The sequence below is a fragment of the Arcobacter sp. ISO1 genome (genome assembly GCF_058105185.1).
In genome coordinates, this window is sequence record NZ_CM176573.1 from 745,151 (window position 1) to 766,116 (window position 20,966).

Sequence of the window (20,966 nt, forward strand, 5' to 3'; positions counted from 1 at the left end):
AGTTTGTTAAACCAATTAAACCAATCTTGGTTTAATCATATTCTCTGGTCTTATCATATCTTCAAGTTCTTCTTTAGTTAAAAGACCTCTTTTTAAAATAATGTCATAAACTGATTGTCCACTCTCAAGGGCTTCTTTAGCAACTGAAGTAGAGTTTTCATATCCAATATGTGGGTTTAAAGCAGTTACTAATCCAATTGAATTAAGAACTAAGTTTTTACAATGTTCTTCGTTTGCCGTAATCCCTTTTACACATTTATTTGCAAGTGTTTCAAAAGCATTTTTCATCATATTCATATTATTAAATAGGTTGTATGCTATAACTGGTTCAAATACATTTAATTGTAATTGTCCACCTTCACTTGCCATTGTAATAGTCATATCTGTACCAATAACTTGAAAAGCTACTTGATTAACAACTTCAGGAATAACAGGGTTAACTTTCCCTGGCATAATTGAACTTCCTGGTTGCATCGCTGGAAGATTTATCTCATTTAATCCAGCTCTTGGACCTGAACTTAAAAGTCTTAAGTCATTACAGATTTTTGAGATTTTTGTAGCAATTCTTTTTAAAACTCCAGAGATTTGTACATAAGCACCAGTGTCTTGTGTAGCTTCAACTAAATCTTTTGCAGTTTTAAATGGTCTTCCTGTTACATCTTGAAGTTTTTGTTCTACTAAATGAGCATATTCAGGGTGTGAATTGATTCCTGTACCAATTGCAGTTGCTCCTAAATTCATCTCTCTAACTAATTGTTGAGATTCAAGTAATCTTTGAATATCTTCTTCAATCATTGTTGCAAATGAATGAAACTCTTGTCCTAAAGTCATAGGTACAGCATCTTGTAGTTGTGTTCTACCCATTTTAATCACTTCACTAAACTCATTAGATTTTTCACTAAATGCTTTTTTTAGAATAGTCATTGAATCAACTAATTCATAGATTTTTTCATACAAAGCAATTCTAAATGCAGTAGGATATGCATCATTTGTTGATTGTGATTTATTTACATCATTGTTTGGATGTAAAAATGTGTATTCACCTTTGTTATGTCCTAAAATCTCTAAGGCAATATTTGCGATAACTTCATTTGCATTCATATTTACAGAAGTTCCTGCTCCACCTTGAAACATATCAACTACAAATTGTTCATGATATTTACCTGCGATAAGTTCATCACAAGCTTCACAAATTGCACTTTTTTTATACTCTTCTAATAATCCTAATTCATAGTTTGCTAAAGCACAAGATTTTTTAACCTTTGCAATTGAAGTAATAAATGTAGGAAAATTTGAAAGTGTTATTCCTGTTATATTGAAGTTTTCTTTTGCTCTTAGTGTTTGCACACCATAATAGATTTCAATTGGAATCTCTCTATCTCCAATTAAATCGTGTTCAATTCTTTTTGTCATTTTTTTCCTTTTTTAATTGAAGCTTAAGAATTTACATTAGCTTCATTTTTTATATGTTGTAATTGTAAACCTCTAAAATGAACTAAAAGTTATCTTTTAGTCACTTTTGGACGCTTTTAAGAAAATAAATAATCAAAATGAAACTAAAACATAAAATTTATGAGACTTTAAGGAAAGTTTTAAAATATGCCGAGAGATTAAAAGAAGTTGTTGTAAAGAGATTTTTGTTTTTGATAAAGCATAAATAAGGATTTAAAAAATAGATAAGCCCGTTTTATTTGTAAATAGTTCTAAAGCTTTTGTCCCTACTAAAGAGTTGCCTTGTTTATTTAAACCTGGAGAGTATACACAAATAGCAAGTTTTTTAGGAACAATAGCTACTATTCCTCCTCCAACTCCACTTTTCCCTGGTAAACCTACATGAAAAGCAAAATCACCTGAAGCATCATAATGCCCACAAGTAAGCATTAGGGCATTTATCCTTTTAGCTTGGGCTGAACTTATAACTACCTCTTTTGTTAAAGGATTAATTCCATGATTTGCTAAATAAAGTATTGATTTTGCTAATTGTTGCGTGTTCATCATAATTGAACATTGTCTAAAATATGTTGAGCTTATACTATTTATATCGTTTTCAATATTTCCAAAACTTTTCATTAAATTTATTAAAGCCAAATTCCTAAAACCATGGGCTAATTCTGATTCAAATATTTCATTGTTCCCTTGGATTCCTACATCTGCACTTTGTTTTTTTATAAAATTTAAAATTGTAAAAAAGGTATTGCTTTTATGATTTGAGTACAATGCATCTGTTGTTACTATTGCCCCTGCATTTATAAAAGGATTTCTTGGAACACCTTTTTCATATTCAAGTTGTACAAGTGAGTTAAAAGGATTTCCTGATGGTTCATATCCAACTCTTTTGTATAAATTTTTGCAATAAATTCTAAGTGCAAGAGTGAAGGTAAAAACCTTTGAAATACTTTGGATAGAAAACAATTTTTGGGTGCATCCAACATTATATTCTTTTCCATCAAGTTCAATTATACTCATTGCAAAGTCGTTAATATTTGCATTTGCAAGTGCTGGAATATAGTTGGCAACTTTTCCTTCCTTTAAAAAAGCTTGTATCTCTTCTTGTATTTGTTCAATAATTTTTTGATAATCCATAATAACACCTAGAGTTATATTTAAAAAATATTAACCAACTTTAGAGTATAAAAAGTGGCTTTTTTTCAACTTAGTATAAATTAATTAAAACTAATTATTTGAATTATCAGTAATTTAAGCAAAGTTTTAGTATAATGCGCGAAATTAAAAGAAATTATCATAAAGAGTTTAAATGAGAGACATTAGAAACATTGCCGTAATCGCACACGTTGACCACGGTAAAACTACACTTGTTGATGAATTGTTAAAACAATCAGGAACATTCGCTGCACACCAAGAGGTAGATGAAAGAGTAATGGATAGTAATGATATTGAAAAAGAAAGAGGTATTACAATTCTTTCTAAAAATACTGCTATTGATTATGAGGGAGTTAGAATTAACATTATTGACACTCCAGGACACGCCGATTTTGGTGGTGAAGTTGAGAGGGTTTTAAAAATGGTTGATTCTGTTTTACTTCTTGTGGATGCACAAGAAGGAACTATGCCTCAAACAAAATTCGTTGTAAAAAAAGCACTTCAATTAGGGCACAGACCAATTGTTGTTATCAATAAAATTGATAAACCAGGTGGTGATCCAGATAGAGTTGTTGATGAAGTATTTGACCTATTTGACCAAATGGGTGCTACTGAAGAGCAATTAGAATTCCCTGTTGTTTATGCAGCTGCAAGAGATGGTTATGCAAAACTTGAGCTAGAAGGACCAAATGAGAATTTAGTTCCATTATTTGAAACTATTTTAGCAGAAGTTCCAAAACCAGAGGGAACTGAAGAGAATGGATTACAACTTCAAGTATTTACACTTGATTATGATAATTTCATTGGAAAAATTGGTATTGCAAGAATTTTCAACGGTACTATTTCTATGGGTGAAACTGTTCTTTTATGTAAAGCTGATGGTGAGCAAATAAGAGGAAGAGTTACAAAACTTATTGGATTTAAAGGTGTTGATAGATTTGATATCAAAACTGCAGGTGCTGGTGATATTGTTGCCGTTGCAGGTTTTGAAACTATTGATGTTGGGGATTCTCTTTGTGACCCAACAAATCCAATGCCATTAGATCCTATGCATATTGAAGAACCAACATTATCTGTAACATTTGCAGTAAATGATTCTCCATTAGCAGGGACTGAAGGTAAATTTGTAACATCAAACAAAATTGATGAAAGATTAAATGCTGAGATGAATACTAATATTGCTATGAATTATGAGCAAATTGGTGAGGGTAAATTTAAAGTTAACGGTAGGGGTGAACTTCAAATTTGTATCTTAGCTGAAAATATGAGAAGAGAAGGTTTTGAATTCTCTATTGGTAGACCAGAAGTTATTACAAAAGAAGAAAATGGTGTAACTTTAGAGCCATTTGAACACTTAGTAATTGATACTCCCGATGAATTTTCAGGGGCAATTATTGAAAAACTTGGAAAAAGAAAAGCTAATATGACAAACATGGTACCTATGGGTTCTGGTTATACAAGATTAGAGTTTGAGATTCCTGCAAGAGGTTTAATTGGTATTAGAACAGAGTTTTTAACTGAAACAAAAGGTGAGGGTGTTATGAATCACTCATTCTTAGAGTTTAGGCCACACTCTGGAACAGTTGAATCTAGAAAATATGGAGCATTAGTTTCTATGGAAAATGGTGAAGCTGTTGGTTACTCAATCTTCAATTTACAAGATAGAGGAATCATGTACATTAAACCACAAGATAAGGTTTATAACGGAATGGTAATTGGACAACACGCTAAATCAAATGATTTAGATGTAAATCCAATTAAAGCTAAACAGCAATCAAACGTAAGATCTTCTGGTGCAGATGAAGCTATTAAGCTTATTCCACCAAAGGTTATGTCTTTAGAAAATGCTTTAGAGTGGATTGAAGAAGACGAACTAGTAGAGGTAACTCCTATTTCCGTAAGAGTTAGAAAAAGAGATCTCGATGCTACATCAAGAAAAAGAGCAGCAAAGAAAGCTAAGTACGCCGACGAATAAAATTTAAATAAATTTATTCCAAAGGGGGAAGAGCTTTTTAGCTCTTCCCCCTTTTTTTATGCCAAATTTTTTAAAAAAGGAAAAGATTGAATAGTGATGATGTCTCGATGAGATTAAAAAATACAAGAGAGTAGAATAGTTTCTCCTATTTAAAATAAGAGTAACTAGTTGCTCTCTTTAGGATTTGTTTCTTTAACTGGAATTTATTTCCAGTGTGAAAAGAAATTAAAAAATTAAGGTCCCTAAAAAATAGGGACTGTTTTTTAGGAGAAAAAAATGAAAACAGAAATTAATACAAATAAAAAAGATTATGTAATAGTTATTATTATCTATTTTCTAACAATAGCAACTACATTTGCAGCTATAGCATAGTAAATTATATTTAATAAATACAAATCTTTATGTTATAATGAAAAGAAAAGGGATTTATATGAAAAAATTATTTATTTTTTTCTTTTCATTATTTACCTTAACTTCCTATTTAGATGCCAAAAGTATTTCACCCAAAAAGGTTTTTTATATAAACTCCTATCACTCTGGGCTTTATTGGAGTGATGGAATCGAAAATAACATAAAAAAAGTACTTTTTAAATCTAAAATTCCTATTGAGTTTAAAAGAGTCGAAATGGACTCTAAAAGAAATAATAACGAGCCATATAAAATAAAAATTGCTTTAAAAATCAAAAATCAAATTGAAAACTTTAAACCTGATGTAATTATCACCTCAGATGATAATGCTTTTAGATATGTAATCTTACCTTATTTTAAAGATAGTAATATTCCTGTTGTTTTTTGTGGAATAAATGGTTCTAGTAAAAAGTATGGATTACCAATATCTAATATTACAGGTATTGAAGAGGTACAATTAGTTCCTCAAACTGTTGAAATTTTAAGTAAATATTCAAAAGGTTCTAGGGTAGGTTTTCTAAAAGATGACTCCTTGACTACAAGAATCGAGTTAAAATATTTTCAAAAACAATTAAATAAAAAAATGCAGGCAAGATTAGTCAAATCTGTTGAAGAGTGGAAAAAAGAATTTATTGCCTTACAAAATAGTATGGATATTCTTATTATTGGATATGGGGGCTCTATAAGAAATTGGGACGAAAATAAAAAAGAGATAAAAAATTTTGTACTTCAAAATACTTTTATTCCCACTGGAACAGGGGATGGAAATTTAGTTGAATATGCTGTTTTATCTTTACCTCTTAAACCAGAAGAGCAAGGTGAGTGGGCTGCAAATACAGCACTTAAAATTTTAAAAGGTGAAGATGTAAAAAACATCCCTATTTCTACAAATAAGAAATCAAATATTATTATAAATACAACTTTAGCAAAAAAACTTAATATAGTTTTTCCTTTTGACCTTATTGATAATGCAGAGATAGTACAGTGATAAAAAACAACTCTTTACAAACTCAATTATTAGTAGCAATACTTTTAGCAATAATTATAGGTATAGGAGCTATATTTTATTTATCTTATAATGATTTAAAAAAACAAATTGATACTTCAAAAACTGTTTTGTATGAAGAAAAAATTGATAATATAATTTATCTAATTGATCAAAAATACCAAAAACTTTTAAAAACTCAAATGGTAGAATCCTATGAAAAAGCTTTTAAAGATGGAACCTTAAAATCTATAAGAGAAGTTTTTGATAAAGGTGAAAAAGATATTTACCCTTTTGTTATAGATGAAAATAAAAATTTAGTTATACATAGAAAATACAATGTTCAAAATAGTAATCTTTACAAAAACCAAGAAGAGTATAAAAAAATATTAAATCTAAAAAATGGCAATTTTCTAATAAATAGGAAAAATGATGAAAGATGGGTTGTTTTCAAGAGTTTTGAACCATGGGATTGGATTATTGGCTATAGAGTTAATTTAGATGAGAAATATAGTGAACTTTATAAATTTAGACAAAGTTTTTTACTAATCTCTATTGTAGTTTTATCATTAATCTCAATTATTATAGTTTTAATTGTAGAAAATGTTTTAAAACCTATTCATAAGCTATCAAATGCCACAAAAGAAATCTCATCTGGAAACTTAAATACAAAAATTGAAATTAATGGTGTAAAAGAATTAAATGAATTAACTTTAAATTTTGAAAAAATGAGAAATTATATTTTATTTGAAATGGAAGCTCTAATCAAAAGTGAAAAAGAGATAGATGAATTAAATAAAAATCTTCAAAAACTAGTTGAAGAAAGAACATTAGAATTAAAAGAACAAAAAGAAGTTTTTGAGACCTTATTTAATGATTCTAAAGATGGTCTTTCGATGCTTTCCCTTGAAAATGGGAAGTATATAGATTGTAATAAAACCTTTTTAGAAATTTTTGGATTAAAGGATAAAAGTGAGATTATAGGAAAATCTCCTTATGATCTTTCTCCTAAGTATCAAAAAGATGGATTAACTACAAAAGAAGCTTTAAAAAAGGTTTCAAAAGAGTTTGATAACTATGGTAGTGCTAGATTTGAATGGATTCATAAAAAACCTAATGATGAAGAATTTTGGACTGAGATTATTTTATCTAAAATTGTTCTAAACTCTGAAATAGTAATTTATGGCACGGTAAGAGATATTTCTGAGAAAAAAGAATTAGAAGAACAATTATACAATAGAAATATTGATTTACAAGATTCAAATGATGAGTTAGAAACAATAATTGAAAATCTAAGGGAAACTCAAAATAAACTTGTAGAGTCAGAAAAATTAGCTGGTTTAGGTAGTTTAGTTGCAGGGGTAGCACATGAGATTAACACTCCAGTTTGTGTTGGTTTAACTGGTTCTTCCCACCTTGAGTTACTAGCTGAGGATATATCGCATAAATATGAATTAGAAAAAATGACCCAAGAGGATTTTGAAAACTATTTAAAAAGTTCTAAAGAACTAGTAAATGTAATTAATTCAAATCTAAATAGAACCGCTGATATTATAAGAAATTTTAAGCAAGTTGCAGTTGACCAAACAAGTGAGCAAAAAAGGTCATTTAAAGTAAAAGCTTATATAAAAGGGATTTTAATAAGTATTGATTCTTTAATAAAAAATAAAAAAATTGATATTAGTATTGATTGTGATGAAGAATTAGAAATAGTCTCTTATCCAGGTTTTTTTGCACAAATTATCACTAATCTAGTTGTTAATTCTATTAATCATGGTTTTAAAGATTTAGATAGTGGAAAGATAAATTTCAAAATAGAAAATATAGATAATCATTTATACTTTAGATATATAGATAATGGAAAAGGGATTAGTAAAGAAAATCTTCTAAAAATTTATGAGCCATTTTTTACTACTAATAAACAAGAAGGGTCATCAGGTTTAGGGATGAATATAATATATAATCTTGTTACAACAAATTTAAAAGGCTCAATAGATTGCCAAAGTGACTTGGGCAATGGTGTAAATTTTACTATAAAGATACCACTTTAAATATAAAAACCTCAAAAATAGCACTATAATATTTTAAATGCTAAAAAAATAAATTCAATATAAATCACCATATTATAGGCTTTTTAATACTTTTTTTAATATTCTATCATTTTATATTAGCAATTAATCTTGACAAGTGCTAAAAAATATGTTAATATTCCAACAACTTGATAAGAAATATATCAAGAGATAATGGAAAGAGGTAGTGTTTTCTCCATTGATAGATTTTATTTTAAAAATTCGAACATGTTTTAGATTTTCTTATTCATACTATTTAGCCCTAATTATATACCACTATAAAACAATATTCCAACTACCTCTTTCAATTGTATTTGAAAAGTTACATTCAGATTAACTTAGATTTAATAAAGTTATTTCAGAACTAGCTCCAAGCCTCATAGGAGGACCCCAAAACCCTGTTCCTTTGTTTACATAAATTTGAGTATTTTCATTGTGTTGATGTAAACCTTTTACATATGGCTGTTGAAGTTTTACAAGATAATTAAATGGAAAAATCTGTCCACCATGGGTATGGCCACTTAAAACTAAATCTACATCTTGTACTTCTTCTATAAATTTTGGTTGGTGAGCAAGTAGAATTGTTGGATTATTTGCCATTCTTCCATCAAGAGCCTTTTTCAAATCAGGAACATATGCATTTATTCTTGAACCTATTAAATCATAAACCCCTGCTAAATTAAAACCTTCATCCTCTTTTCCTATATATACATTTTCATTTTCTAAAGTTTTTATATTTAAGGTGTTTACATATTTAATGATATTTGTTACATTATGAAAATATTCATGGTTACCAACAATAAAATAGTTTCCATATTTTGATTTTAAATTTTTAAGTTCATCTAAAGCATCTTTTGCAAAATCTAAACTTGTATCAACTAAATCCCCTGTGATAACAACAATATCTACGTCTAATTGATTAACTCTTTTAACTAAATTAGCAATGAAATATTTATCTATTAAGCCACCAATATGAATATCGCTTAATTGAACTATTTTATAAGGATTTGTTAATCCTTTTATTTTTACATCTACCTTTTCAATCTCTACAGTTTTGGCATTTTGCATCGCCTTTGCATTTACACTAGTAGCAACACTTAAGGCACCTATATCTAAGGTCTTTTTGAAAAAATCTCTTCTTTTTTCATTTACAGGTATAACTTTTAAAACCCTTGAAAAGATTTCATAAAAAATTGTTGCAACAAATAATAAAAAGATTATTCCAATAGGAATTGACAGTAAAAAATATGCCCAGTTAGGTATGCTTGGATTATATCTTGCAAATATGTATCCAATGACACCTAAAAGATTAATTGCTAAAAAAATATTAATAAATAACTTTGTCTTATTTGAGAAATGAAGTTTTCTAACTAATCTTCTAGAAATAAGTAAGGTAAATATTGTCATGACACTAATAAATGTTGTTATAAATATATAAAATCCCATGGCTAAATCTTATCAAAGCAAGATTAATAAAAATTAAATAATACAAAATAGTTTAAGCATTGTAATCTAAAAGTAACCTGTAAAAAGTAATATTTCACCAGATTTAATTATAAAGGAAAAAAATGAACCATAAATATGCTCTTAAAAGTTTAGTTGCAAGTTCAGCTATTGCTTTAACTTTTACAGCCTGTAGTCAGCCAGAATTGGCTTCTGTAAATAAAGATGGACATAATGATATTTACTTTAAACCAGTTGCTGCTCCTACAATGGACGCCCAAAAGAAAAAGATTATGACTTCAAGTGAAGTTGTTATTAATGGAGAAGTACACAAGATTGGATGGCATACCCTTGCTAGAACTGGACAAAAACTTCCAAGTTTAGATGGTAAAACAATGGAAATTTTTGGACAAGTTAAAAATGAAATGGGACAAGCTATAAACCATAAAGATGGAAGTCCATTTATTTGTAAAACTAGTAAAGATGGTTCAGGACCAGATCATACAACACTTCATGAAAAAGAAGGTAATCTTTTTGCTATTACTCAATTTGAGTGTGGACCTGGAGCTATGTATATCTCAAGATTAGAAAAAACTGAAGAGGGTGGATTAAAAGCTGTTGCAACTAGTCATATATCTCAAGCCAAATTTGAAGGTGGATGGGTTCACTGTGCTGGTATGAAAACTCCTTGGGGATCACACTTAGGGTCTGAAGAGTATGAACCAAATGCTAAAAAAGCTGAAAAAGATGAATACTATCAAAACTTTGATTTATATTTCAAAGAGGGTAAAAAAGCATTAAACCCATATTTTTGGGGATGGACACCAGAGGTTACAATTACAAGTGCAACTGGTAATACTGAATATGTAAAACATTACTCTATGGGTAGATTTGCACACGAGTTAGCTTATGTAATGCCTGATGAAAAAACTGTTTATTTAAGTGATGATGGTACAAATGGAGCTTTATTTATGTTTATTGCTGATGAGGCAAGAGATTTAAGTTCTGGTAGATTATATGCAGCTAAACTTACTCAAAACAGTGATAAAAATGGTGGAGAGTTTGAAATTTCTTGGATAAATCTTGGTAAAACAAATGATGCAACTATTAGAAAAGCAATTGAAAAAAGACTTTCATTTGAAGACTTATTCTCTTCTGCTACACCAAATGGTGACACTTGTCCAAGTGGATTTAGCTCTATTAACACAACTGCAGGTCATGAGTGTTTAAAAGTTAAACCAGGTATGGGGATTATTGCTTCAAGACTAGAATCAAGAAGATTTGCAGCCATAAGAGGTGCAACTACTGAGTTTAGAAAGAAAGAGGGAATCACTTTTGATAAGACAAATGGAAATGTATACCTAGCAATGTCAAGAATTCAATATGGTATGGAAGATTTTGCAAAGAAAGGTAAGAAAAACGACAAATATGATATTGGTGGAAACAACGATATTAAGCTTCCATTAAATAGTTGTGGTGGTGTATACAAACTTCCTATTGGAATGGCAAAAGATTCAAAAGGTCTTGAAATTGATTCTAAGATGGTAATAACTTCAATGTCAGGTGAAGTTATGGGTGAGATGAAAAAATATCCAAAAGGTAGTGAGTTTGATGGAAATAAATGTGCAATTGATAAAATCGCAGAGCCAGATAATTTAACATTTATTGATAACTCTGATATCTTAATTATTGGTGAAGATACAGGTGCACACCAAATTGATTATATCTGGGCTTATAATGTAAAAACTAAAGATATTACTAGAATTTTAACTTCTCCATATGGTTCTGAAACAACTTCTCCATTTTGGTATCCAAATATTGGTGGAAATGCTTATATGACAACAGTTATTCAACATCCATTTGGTGAATCTGATAAAGATAAAAAAGACTCACCAGCTGATACTGAGTCTTGGATTGGAGTAGTTGGACCATTCCCAGCATTTAAATAAATATATAAATATATTTAAAACCTAAGGGAGTTCCCCCTTGGGTTTTTTCTATTTCTAACGATTTTAAACTAAGGCATATATAAATGTTAAAAAAGCAACTTATTATTTTAGCACTACTAAATAGCTATCTTTTTTCAGTAGATGTAGATTTACTACATAATAAATTATTAAACGGTTCAGCATATATTAGTTCACAATGTTATACAAAAACTGAAGATAGTAAAAACAAAAATTTATTACATAATCCATGTTATACATGCCATACTAAAAATAAAAAACCAAATTATACATTCAGTGATGATGATTTACAAATAGCTTATGATTTTCCAGCTCCTGCTTTTAAAAACCCTTGGACAAATCTTTTTAAAGATAGGACAAATGAGGTTTCAAAAATAAGTGATAAAGATATTTTAGAATATATAAACAAAAGTAATTATATTAAAAATAATCAAATTATGTTAAGTGAAAAACTAAAAAATATTCCTGAAAAATGGGATTATAATAAAAACTCTAAATGGGATGGTTTTATCCCTGATTGCTATTTTAATTTTGATAATGAAGGTTTTGATAAAGACCCAAAAGGTAATTATACAGGATGGAGATCCTTTGCATATAGACCATTCTTAGGAACATTTTGGCCTACAAATGGAAGTACTGATGATGTAATTATTAGATTAGGTGAGGATTTTAGATTAGATGAAAATGGAAAGTTTAATAAAGAAGTTTATAAATTAAATCTTTCTATTGTTGAGTCTTTAATTAAACAAGCTGACGTAAAAATTGATGCAATTGATGAAAAGAAATATGGTTTTGATATAAACCAAAATGGTAAACTTGATATTGCAAAAAAAATAGTTTTTAAATGGATACAACCAAAATATAATAACGATACTTTTAAAATTTCTAATTTTTCTATGACATATGTTGGAAAAGCAAAAAAACTTCTTGAAGAAAATAGATTAATGATAGCACCAGGTCTTTATCCTATACAAACAGAATTTCTACATACAGTTAGATATATTGGTGTTGACAAAGATGAAAGAATAGTTATGGCTCCACGTATGAAGGAGCTTAGATATGGGAAAAAAGTAAGATGGCATTCATATAGTGAACTTAAAAATTTAGGTCTTTCAAAACTAAAAGGGAAAAATGATAACCCCGATAGATTAGATGAATTTTTAGGGGATGCAGAACTTGGAGTTTATAATGCTTTAGGATGGAAATATCAAGGTTTTATTGAAGATGTAGAAGGTGAGCTACGACCACAAAGTTATGAAGAAACAATTTTTTGTATGGGATGTCATAATAATATTGGAGCGATTGCAGACTCTACCTTTGTTTTTCAAAGAAAATTAGGGGGCAATAGTTTTCAAAAGGGATGGTATCATTGGAGTCAAAAAGGCTTAGAAGGTATAAAAGATAGGTTACTAAAAAATGGTGATACAGAGTATGTGCAGTATTTAAAAGTTAATAATGCAGGGGATGAGTTTAGACAAAATAAAGAGGTTATCGAAAAGTTTTTTGTAAAAAACTGGGAAAATGATGAAAAAAATATCCAAAAAGATTTACTTGAAAAGTTAGAAAATCCACAAGCTTATCAAAAACAGTACTGGAAGTTAAAAGAAGAAGAGGCTGAGAAATTAAAAAAAGATATTGCCCATTTGATAATGCCAAGTGCAAAAAGAGCATTACAACTTAATAAAGCTTATAAAGTAATTGTAGATGAACAAAGTTTTTCTTTAGGAAGAGAAGCCCATGTAAAACCTATAGCAAATGCACATAAGCTACTAAGTGATGGTGAAAAGACTCAATTAGAGAAGGTCTCAAATGATTGATTTATCTGATTTATTTTTAAATTCTATTGTTTCATGGCAACAAAAAATCAATTTAACAATAACTGATTCTTTTGATAGATTAGATGCTGGTGATTCTTCAATGTATCTATATATTTTGGCAGTTGCTTTTATATATGGTTTAGTACATGCTTTAGGACCAGGACATGGGAAAATGGTAATTGCAAGTTATTTTTTAGTAAGACAATCTAAGGTAAAAGAGGCTTTAAAAGCTGGATTTTTAACCTCAATTATACATACCTTAACGGCACTTGGTCTAACCGCGATACTTTTTATATTTTTTCAAAATTCAATAACACAATATTTTAAAGATATTAATGCAAATATGTATAGGGTCTCAGCTATTTTTATAATATCAATTGCTTTATATTTACTTTATGAAACTATAAAAGATAAAGATGTACATGAAGATGATGTTGATAAAAAAGAGATTAAAAATAAATCTCTTTTTTCTGTTGCATTATCAATAGGAATTGTGCCTTGCCCTGGAGTTATGACAATAGTTTTATTTTCAATGATCTTAGGATATTACTATCTTGGTGTTTTAAGTGCAATCATGATGAGTGTAGGGATGGGAATAACAATCTCATTAGCGGCTATCTTAACCACTAAGATTAAAGGTTCCAAATATGAAAAAAACTATGAAGTACTATTTAGAAAAATCACATATTTTGGAATAGGAGTTCTTCTAACTCTTGGGATATTAATATTAGTATGAAGATTTTTATTTTAATCACTTGCTTTTTTGTAAACCTTTATTCACATCCACATTTTTTTGTGGATGTAAATATTGATATTCAAGAAAACAAAATAATGAATAAATGGTTATTTGATAGGGTAAACTCAAGACTTTTAATTTTTGATTTTGATAAAAATAGAAATAAGATTTTTGAAAAAGAGGAACAAAATGCTTTTATAAAAGCACATTTTGAAAAGTTAAAAGCTGACAATTATAATATTTTTATGGAACTTGATAACAAAGAGTTAATTATAAATCCAAATAATATTGAACTTAGACTTTTAAAAAAAAGAGTCGAATTAAGCTTTGAATTTTTAGCTAAAGTAAATGAGGGAGGAATAGTTTGTACTATTGATCCAACTTTATATTTTGCATATAAGTTAATTGATACAAAATCTATTTTAGAAAGTAAAATAGAAAAAAGTGAGCATGATTTTTGTATAGGAATTAGTAAATGAAGATAGTAATATTTATATTTTTAGTTTTTGGAGTAGTTTGGTCACATCCTGTAAGTTATTCAATTGATTTAAAAGTTGAGTATGATGAGACAAAAAAAGAGGCAATAATCTATTGTAAAAGTGATAGTAGAAATAAATGTGGTCTTCATAGTTTTCATCTTTTAAATAAAGATGAAAAAGTATTATTAACAAAGAAGTTTCCTTTTTTAAAAAAGAAAACTAAGGTAAAACTTGAGGTCAAACCTTCTAAAATGGTGTTTTTCTTAAGAAAAATTCCAGAACATACATATAATGTTATTTTAGATTAATTGCATTTACCACAGATTTATTCAAAGCTTTTAGAAGATTATCAATATCTTCTAAAGTTTGTGAATAATGTATTGAAATTCTAATCCAACCTGGTTTTTCTTGAACTTCTTCTTTTGTGTTAAAGCCTAATAAATCATGCCCATAAGGCCCAGCACAAGAACAACCTGCCCTTGTTTGAATTCCATCATCTTGTGATAGTTTTTCACATATATCATATGGATTTATATCTTCAATATTAAAAGAGATGATACCTATGTTTTTAGAATCAAGGTTACCATAGATTTTAATATCAGGTATTTTTTTTATTTCATTGAGAAAATGTTTTAATAGCATATTTTTTTGATCACAAATAAATTCAAACCCTATCTCATTTCTAAGTTTATATGCAAGTGCAGCACGAATTAATTGTAATATTCCTGGTGTTCCAGCTGTTTCCCTTGCGGTAATCTCTTTTTCATACTCTTGAATTTGAGAATTTACATATGAAACAGTACCGCCTCCTGCAAAAGATGGAGCAAGAGAATTGTCAATTAAAGAGTTTCTAACTACTAATATACCACAACTTCCAGGACCTCCTAAAAGTTTGTGTGGAGAGATAAATAAAGCATCATATAGTTCACATGGAATATTCATATATGGACTACTTGCTGCTGCATCAAAACAAACTGTTGCCCCATAAAGTCTAAGTAATCTTGAAATCTCTTCAAATGGGGTTACAATACCAGTTACATTAGAAGCTATACAAAAACTTCCAATTATCTCTCTATGCTTATTTTCTTGTAAGATCTCTTTTAATTGTCGTAAATCAATTAGCCCATTTTTATCAAGCTGAATTCTTATTACTTCACATAAGGCTTCTCTATAACTAATCTCATTTGAGTGATGTTCATATGGACCAACAATAACCAATGGAAGCTTTTTTTTAGCAACGGTTATATTAAATCTATTTAATGTTGCTGGTGGAATATATATCCCAATTAACTCTTGAAGTTTTTTAATAGCGGCAGTTGCTCCACATCCACCAGGAATAATAGAAAAATCATCATTTAACTCTAAAGAATTTTTTAAAGATTCTAAGGCTTCATTATAATATTGATTAGTAATATTGGCATTTGCAGATTCCTTTGAGTGAGTATTTGCATATGTTTCTAATACATCTCTAATTCTATTCTCTACTTGTCTAAAACCAAGTCCAGAGGCAGTATAATCAAAGTACTCTTTTTTGCTTTTACCAATAGTGTTATATCTTATAAAATCTAATACATTTGTATTTTCATCAAAAAATGGTCTAAAAATATCTTTTTTCATTTGATAATTTTAACTTATTTTTATTATAGATTCTATTAATAAACCTAGGAATTTTAACTCCTAAGGTTTATTTTGCTTTGGTTAATAAAAAGTCTCTAAAGTTTTGAAACTCAGAATTTTGGTAGTCTATAACTAAGTTTTCAATAGTTTCATTTACTTTATTTAATGGAAATTTTATACCAGTTTTTTTGTTAAATTGTGAATTGACACCTTCTAAAAAACCACCAACTAGAAGTTCAAACCCTTCAGTCATAACCCCTTCATCATTTCTTGTTTTTGTTCCCATAAGTCCAATATCAACAATGTGAGGGTGAGCACATGAGTTTGGACAACCATTTACACTTATGGTCACTCTTTCACTAAATTCAGGAAAATTTGTTTCTAAGTGTTCAACTAAATTTTTAGCAACACCTTTTGTTTCAGAGATGGCAAATTTACAAAAATCAAGTCCAGTACATGCTTGAATTCTAGCTTTGAAATTAGATGGAAATGGTGTAATCCCAATTTGTTCTAAATCATTAGCCATATCTTTTGCATTTTTTGATGGAACATCAGTTATTACAATATTTTGCGTAACTGTTGCTTTTAAAGCTTTTGCTTCATATTTTTCAAAAATAGATATTAAGTTATTTAATCCATCTAATCCTATATGACCAGAATTTAAAGCGCATCCTATAAAACTTGAACCTTCAACTTTTGAGTCATGAATACCGAAATGTTCTCTATATTTTGAGTGTGTGTATTCTATTTCTTCTGGTTCTTTGATTTTAAAATCAATACTTTCACTTAAAGTCTCAACAAATTTCTCTAATCCCCACTCTTCAATTAAGTGACCAAGTCTAGCTTTTGTTCTTTTTTCTCTTAAACCAAAATCTCTATATATTTTAGTTACTGCCTCAGTCAAAGGAATAATTTGCTCTTCATTAACATAACCAATATGTTCAGCTACTCTTCTATTTGAAGCTAATCCCCCACCAACACTAACTGCAAATTCTATTTCACCATTTTCAAGTCTTACAGCATTGAAGCTTAAATCTTGCATTTCATGATGCATACAGTTTTTAGAACATCCATTTACACCAACTTTATATTTTCTAGGAAGATTAGAAAACTCTCTATTACCTTTGAAAAATGCATTTAAGTTTTCAACAATATGCCTTACATCAGCTATCTCTTCATGGTCAATACCATTTACAGGACATGAAACTACATTTCTTGGAACATCTCCTGCTGCAAATATTGAACTTAATCCAACAGTATCAAGTAATCTAAATACTTCTGGTAAATCGGCAACTCTTATAAAGTGAAACTGTAAATCTTGTCTTGTTGTAAAATCAGCAGTTCCTCTTGTGTACTTCTCACAAATTTCAGCCATAACTTTTAATTGTTCAAGACTTAACTCTCCACTTATAAGTTTAACCCTAAGCATAAAATATAAAGTTGAATCAGACTCATCTTGAAGATTTCTATTTTGTGTGTACATTCCATACCATTTAAATCTATCAATATCTTCTGGGTGTACTTCTTCTCCCGTTTCGGCATATCTGTAGATGTCCTTGATTACATCAAGTCCATCTTTTTCTTTTTTTATACGCTCAACACGTTGAGCTTTTGTTTCTTTTTTAGTTATTTCGCTCATTTTATATCTCTTTACAACCCCATTCTGGGAAATTCTTTCTAATATATGCATTTAACTCAATTTCTGCTTGAGTATAAACTTTTTTCTCTTCTTCTAAATGTGCAAATCCTTCAATAGAACTCACAATCATTCCCGCCCCAACAGTAGAATTAGTATACTTGTCAATAATTATAAAACTTCCTGTATATCTATTCTCATGATATGGGTCTACTGCTATTTCTCTATCTAATGATAATGTTAATTTTGCTATATCATTTAACTCTAAACTATCTGAATCAATCTCTTCAAAGGTATTAATATTCTTTTTATATTCAATAGAATTAAAAGCTCCATTTAATACACTTGTCGCTCTTTTAATCACATAGTTTTGATTTAAAGCTAATGGTTTCTCATCCATCCATACAACCATTGCAGATAAATGATTTGATACTTTAGGTATATCTATTGATTTTACAATCATATCACCTCTACTAATATCTATCTCATCTTCAAGTGTTATTGTAGTTGCCATTGGTGCAAATGCTTTTTGTATAGTCTCTACTTCTTCATCTTTTCCTACTGGTCTTAAATCTTTTATATCATTTGATACTATTGATTTAACTTTACTAGTCTTTCTTGAAGGAAGTACAGTTATCTCATCTCCAACACTAATTGAACCACTTGTAATAGTCCCTGAAAAACCTCTAAAGTTTAAGTGGGGTCTTATTACATATTGAACAGGGAATTTAAAACTATTATTCTCTTTTTTATGAATCTCTATAGTATCTAGTAATTCCATTAAAGGTTTATCTTTATACCAAGGTGCTTTAGGAGAGTTTGTTAATATATTATCTCCATCAAGTGCAGAGATTGGAATAAATTGAATATTTAAGTCACTATTATGTGGTAAGTATTCAATAATCTCTTGGTAATCACTTTTAATCTTTTCAAACACATCTTGTGAGAAATCAACTAAGTCCATTTTATTAATTGCAACAATTAGGTTTTTAATACCTAATAAAGAAGCAATAAAAGAGTGTCTTTTAGTTTGTGTTAAAATTCCTTGTCTTGCATCAACTAGAATAATTGCTAAATCTGCTGTTGATGCTCCCGTTGCCATATTTCTTGTATATTGTTCATGACCTGGAGTATCAGCAATAATAAATTTTCTTTTATCAGTTGAGAAGAATCTATAAGCAACATCAATAGTAATACCTTGTTCTCTTTCACTAGCTAATCCATCAACTAAAAGTGCTAAGTCTATTTTATCACCAGTAGTTCCACTTTTTTTAGAATCTTTTTCAATAGAAGCTAATTGATCTTCAAATATCATTTTTGAATCATATAAAAGTCTTCCTATTAGGGTAGATTTTCCATCATCAACACTTCCACAAGTAATAAACCGTAGTATTTCTTTATTCTCATGCTCTTTTAAATATTGTTCTATATCTTTTGAAATTAAATCTGATTGATGTGCCATCTTAAAAATACCCTTCTTGTTTCTTTTTTTCCATTGATGCATCACCATCACTATCTATTAATCTACCTTGTCTTTCACTAGTAGTACAAACTAACATCTCTTGAATAATTTCAGGCAATGTTGTTGCTTCACTATTTACTGCTCCTGTTAGAGGATAACATCCTAATGTTCTAAATCTAACTTTTTCTTTTTTAGCAGTCTTTCTAAGCTCTTCAGGCATTCTTTCATCATCAACCATAATTTTAGTTCCCATATATTCAACTACATCTCGCTCTTTTGAGAAGTATAAATCAGGAATATCAATATTTTCCAAATAGATATATTGCCAGATATCTAATTCTGTCCAGTTAGACAAAGGAAATACTCTAATAGATTCACCTTGGGTGTGTCTACCATTATATATATTCCAAAGTTCTGGTCTTTGGTTTTTTGGATCCCATCTATGGTTTTTATCTCTAAAAGAGTAGATTCTCTCTTTTGCACGAGACTTTTCTTCATCACGTCTTGCTCCACCAAATACTGCATCAAACTTTTGGATATTTAATGCATTTTTCAATCCTTCAGTTTTCATAATATCAGTATGCAAAGCAGACCCATGTTCAAAGGGTGAAATATCCATTTCAATCCCTTTTGGGTTTGAGTAAACGATTAATTCCATACCTACTTCTTTAGCACGTCTATCTCTAAATTCAATCATCTCTTTAAATTTCCATTTAGTATCCACATGCATTAGAGGTAATGGAGGTGGTGCTGGGTAAAAGGCTTTTTGTAGCAAGTGTAACATTACAGAAGAATCTTTACCTACAGAGTAAAGCATTCCAGGGTTTTGAAACTCTGCTACTACTTCTCTCATTATATGCATACTCTCTGCTTCTAGTTGTTTTAGGTGTGTTAGTCTTTCTTGACTTATATTAATTTCATTCATATATATCATTTCCTTTTAAATGGTTCCCATTTGAAAGGGACCGTTTATTTAAAATTACTTTTTAGCAGGATTTATAAAAAATCCTTAAAAGTAACAAAATCTAAAGGGCCTTGAGAACAAAGCCTAGGTTTTATTTTGCGTGTAAACCACACTCTTTATGTTCTGGGTTTTCCCACCACCATCTACCAGCTCTTATATCTTCACCATCTTTAATGGCTCTGGTACAGGGTGCACATCCAATACTTGGGAAACCTTTATCATGAAGTTTATTGTATGGAACATTGTTTTCTTTAATGTAATTCCAAACATCTTCTTCATTCCAGTTTATAAGTGGATTTACTTTGATAACTTCAAAGTTTTCATCCCATTCAACAACTGGCATATCTACTCTTGTAACACTTTGTGTTGCTCTTAAACCTGTAATCCAAACTTTTAAAGGTTTTAAAGCTCTTTTTAGTGGTTCAATTTTTCTAATACCACAACATCTTTTTCTATTTTCTATACTTTCAAAGTGTCCATTTATCCCTTGAGTAGAATACAGTTTTTGAACATCTTCATTTAAAGGGAAGAAAACATTTATTTTTACACCATATTTTAGATTTGTTGCATCCATAACATCATATGTTTCAGGGTGTAACCTTCCCGTATCTAGAGTAAATATATTTGCACTTTTGTCAACTTTTAACATCAAATCAGTTAAAACTTGATCCTCTGCACCTAAACTACTTGATAAAGCTGTTTTGTCTTTGTACTCATTTATAAAGTACTCTAAAATCTCATTCGCTTCTGCTCTTGCAAACTTTTCATTTAATACGTTAATCTCATGCATATCTATTACCTATATTT

General features: G+C 29.2%; 16 protein-coding genes. 8 read left to right on the plus strand and 8 right to left on the minus strand.

Annotated features, from left to right (window positions below):
- Positions 1–15: 15 nt before the first annotated feature.
- Positions 16–1,413, minus strand: coding sequence for an aspartate ammonia-lyase (aspA, locus tag AC2TY9_RS03790; RefSeq protein WP_489779608.1), 1,398 nt, complete (start codon positions 1,411–1,413; stop codon positions 16–18).
- Positions 1,414–1,665: 252 nt separating this feature from the next.
- A complete protein-coding gene (locus AC2TY9_RS03795) occupies positions 1,666–2,583 on the minus strand; it encodes a glutaminase (protein ID WP_489779609.1) in 918 nt (305 codons plus the stop codon).
- A gap of 172 nt (positions 2,584–2,755) precedes the next feature.
- Here AC2TY9_RS03795 and typA point away from each other — a divergent pair, with 172 nt between their 5' ends.
- The 3 genes from typA (at position 2,756) to AC2TY9_RS03810 (ending at position 8,020) form a co-directional block, all read left to right on the plus strand.
- The gene (typA, locus tag AC2TY9_RS03800) at positions 2,756–4,576 is read left to right on the plus strand and encodes a translational GTPase TypA (protein ID WP_489779610.1); all 1,821 of its coding nucleotides are present in this window, start codon (positions 2,756–2,758) and stop codon (positions 4,574–4,576) included.
- A gap of 430 nt (positions 4,577–5,006) precedes the next feature.
- Positions 5,007–5,972: an ABC transporter substrate-binding protein gene (locus AC2TY9_RS03805; RefSeq protein WP_489779611.1), complete on the plus strand. Its 966-nt coding sequence runs from the start codon at positions 5,007–5,009 to the stop codon at positions 5,970–5,972.
- A complete protein-coding gene (locus tag AC2TY9_RS03810; RefSeq protein ID WP_489779612.1) occupies positions 5,969–8,020 on the plus strand; it encodes an ATP-binding protein in 2,052 nt (683 codons plus the stop codon). The genes AC2TY9_RS03805 and AC2TY9_RS03810 overlap by 4 nt, the downstream gene beginning before the upstream one ends.
- A gap of 351 nt (positions 8,021–8,371) precedes the next feature.
- Here AC2TY9_RS03810 and AC2TY9_RS03815 read toward each other — a convergent pair whose 3' ends face one another.
- A complete protein-coding gene (locus AC2TY9_RS03815) occupies positions 8,372–9,484 on the minus strand; it encodes a metallophosphoesterase (protein ID WP_489779613.1) in 1,113 nt (370 codons plus the stop codon).
- Between the two features lie 122 nt (positions 9,485–9,606).
- Between AC2TY9_RS03815 and AC2TY9_RS03820 the strand changes: the two genes are divergently transcribed.
- The 5 genes from AC2TY9_RS03820 to AC2TY9_RS03840 all read left to right on the plus strand — a co-directional run bounded on the left by AC2TY9_RS03820 (position 9,607) and on the right by AC2TY9_RS03840 (position 14,788).
- Positions 9,607–11,430, plus strand: coding sequence for an alkaline phosphatase PhoX (locus AC2TY9_RS03820; RefSeq protein ID WP_489779614.1), 1,824 nt, complete (start codon positions 9,607–9,609; stop codon positions 11,428–11,430).
- Positions 11,431–11,513: 83 nt separating this feature from the next.
- Positions 11,514–13,265 (plus strand): type 2 periplasmic-binding domain-containing protein, encoded by a 1,752-nt coding sequence (locus AC2TY9_RS03825; RefSeq protein WP_489779615.1) that lies wholly within the window; start codon positions 11,514–11,516, stop codon positions 13,263–13,265.
- A complete protein-coding gene (locus AC2TY9_RS03830) occupies positions 13,258–14,001 on the plus strand; it encodes a nickel/cobalt transporter (RefSeq protein WP_489779616.1) in 744 nt (247 codons plus the stop codon). Before AC2TY9_RS03825 ends, AC2TY9_RS03830 begins: the two co-directional genes overlap by 8 nt.
- Positions 13,998–14,480 (plus strand): DUF1007 family protein, encoded by a 483-nt coding sequence (locus AC2TY9_RS03835; RefSeq protein ID WP_489779617.1) that lies wholly within the window; start codon positions 13,998–14,000, stop codon positions 14,478–14,480. Before AC2TY9_RS03830 ends, AC2TY9_RS03835 begins: the two co-directional genes overlap by 4 nt.
- Entirely contained in the window at positions 14,477–14,788 is a 312-nt protein-coding gene (locus tag AC2TY9_RS03840) for a hypothetical protein (RefSeq protein WP_489779618.1), read from the plus strand. Before AC2TY9_RS03835 ends, AC2TY9_RS03840 begins: the two co-directional genes overlap by 4 nt.
- Here AC2TY9_RS03840 and AC2TY9_RS03845 read toward each other — a convergent pair.
- The 5 genes from AC2TY9_RS03845 to AC2TY9_RS03865 all read right to left on the minus strand — a co-directional run bounded on the left by AC2TY9_RS03845 (position 14,775) and on the right by AC2TY9_RS03865 (position 20,949).
- Positions 14,775–16,097 carry an aminotransferase class V-fold PLP-dependent enzyme gene (locus AC2TY9_RS03845; RefSeq protein ID WP_489779619.1) on the minus strand — a complete coding sequence of 441 codons (1,323 nt, stop codon included), beginning with the start codon at positions 16,095–16,097 and terminating at the stop codon, positions 14,775–14,777. The two genes, AC2TY9_RS03840 and AC2TY9_RS03845, sit on opposite strands and share 14 nt — an antisense overlap.
- A 67-nt stretch (positions 16,098–16,164) precedes the next feature.
- A complete protein-coding gene (locus tag AC2TY9_RS03850) occupies positions 16,165–17,736 on the minus strand; it encodes a nitrite/sulfite reductase (RefSeq protein ID WP_489779620.1) in 1,572 nt (523 codons plus the stop codon).
- Position 17,737: 1 nt separating this feature from the next.
- Complete coding sequence (cysN, locus tag AC2TY9_RS03855) at positions 17,738–19,195, minus strand: sulfate adenylyltransferase subunit CysN (protein ID WP_489779621.1); 1,458 nt, start codon at positions 19,193–19,195, stop codon at positions 17,738–17,740.
- A gap of 1 nt (position 19,196) precedes the next feature.
- Positions 19,197–20,120: a sulfate adenylyltransferase subunit CysD gene (cysD, locus tag AC2TY9_RS03860; protein WP_489779622.1), complete on the minus strand. Its 924-nt coding sequence runs from the start codon at positions 20,118–20,120 to the stop codon at positions 19,197–19,199.
- Between the two features lie 130 nt (positions 20,121–20,250).
- Positions 20,251–20,949 (minus strand): phosphoadenylyl-sulfate reductase, encoded by a 699-nt coding sequence (locus AC2TY9_RS03865; protein ID WP_489779623.1) that lies wholly within the window; start codon positions 20,947–20,949, stop codon positions 20,251–20,253.
- Positions 20,950–20,966: the final 17 nt, after the last annotated feature.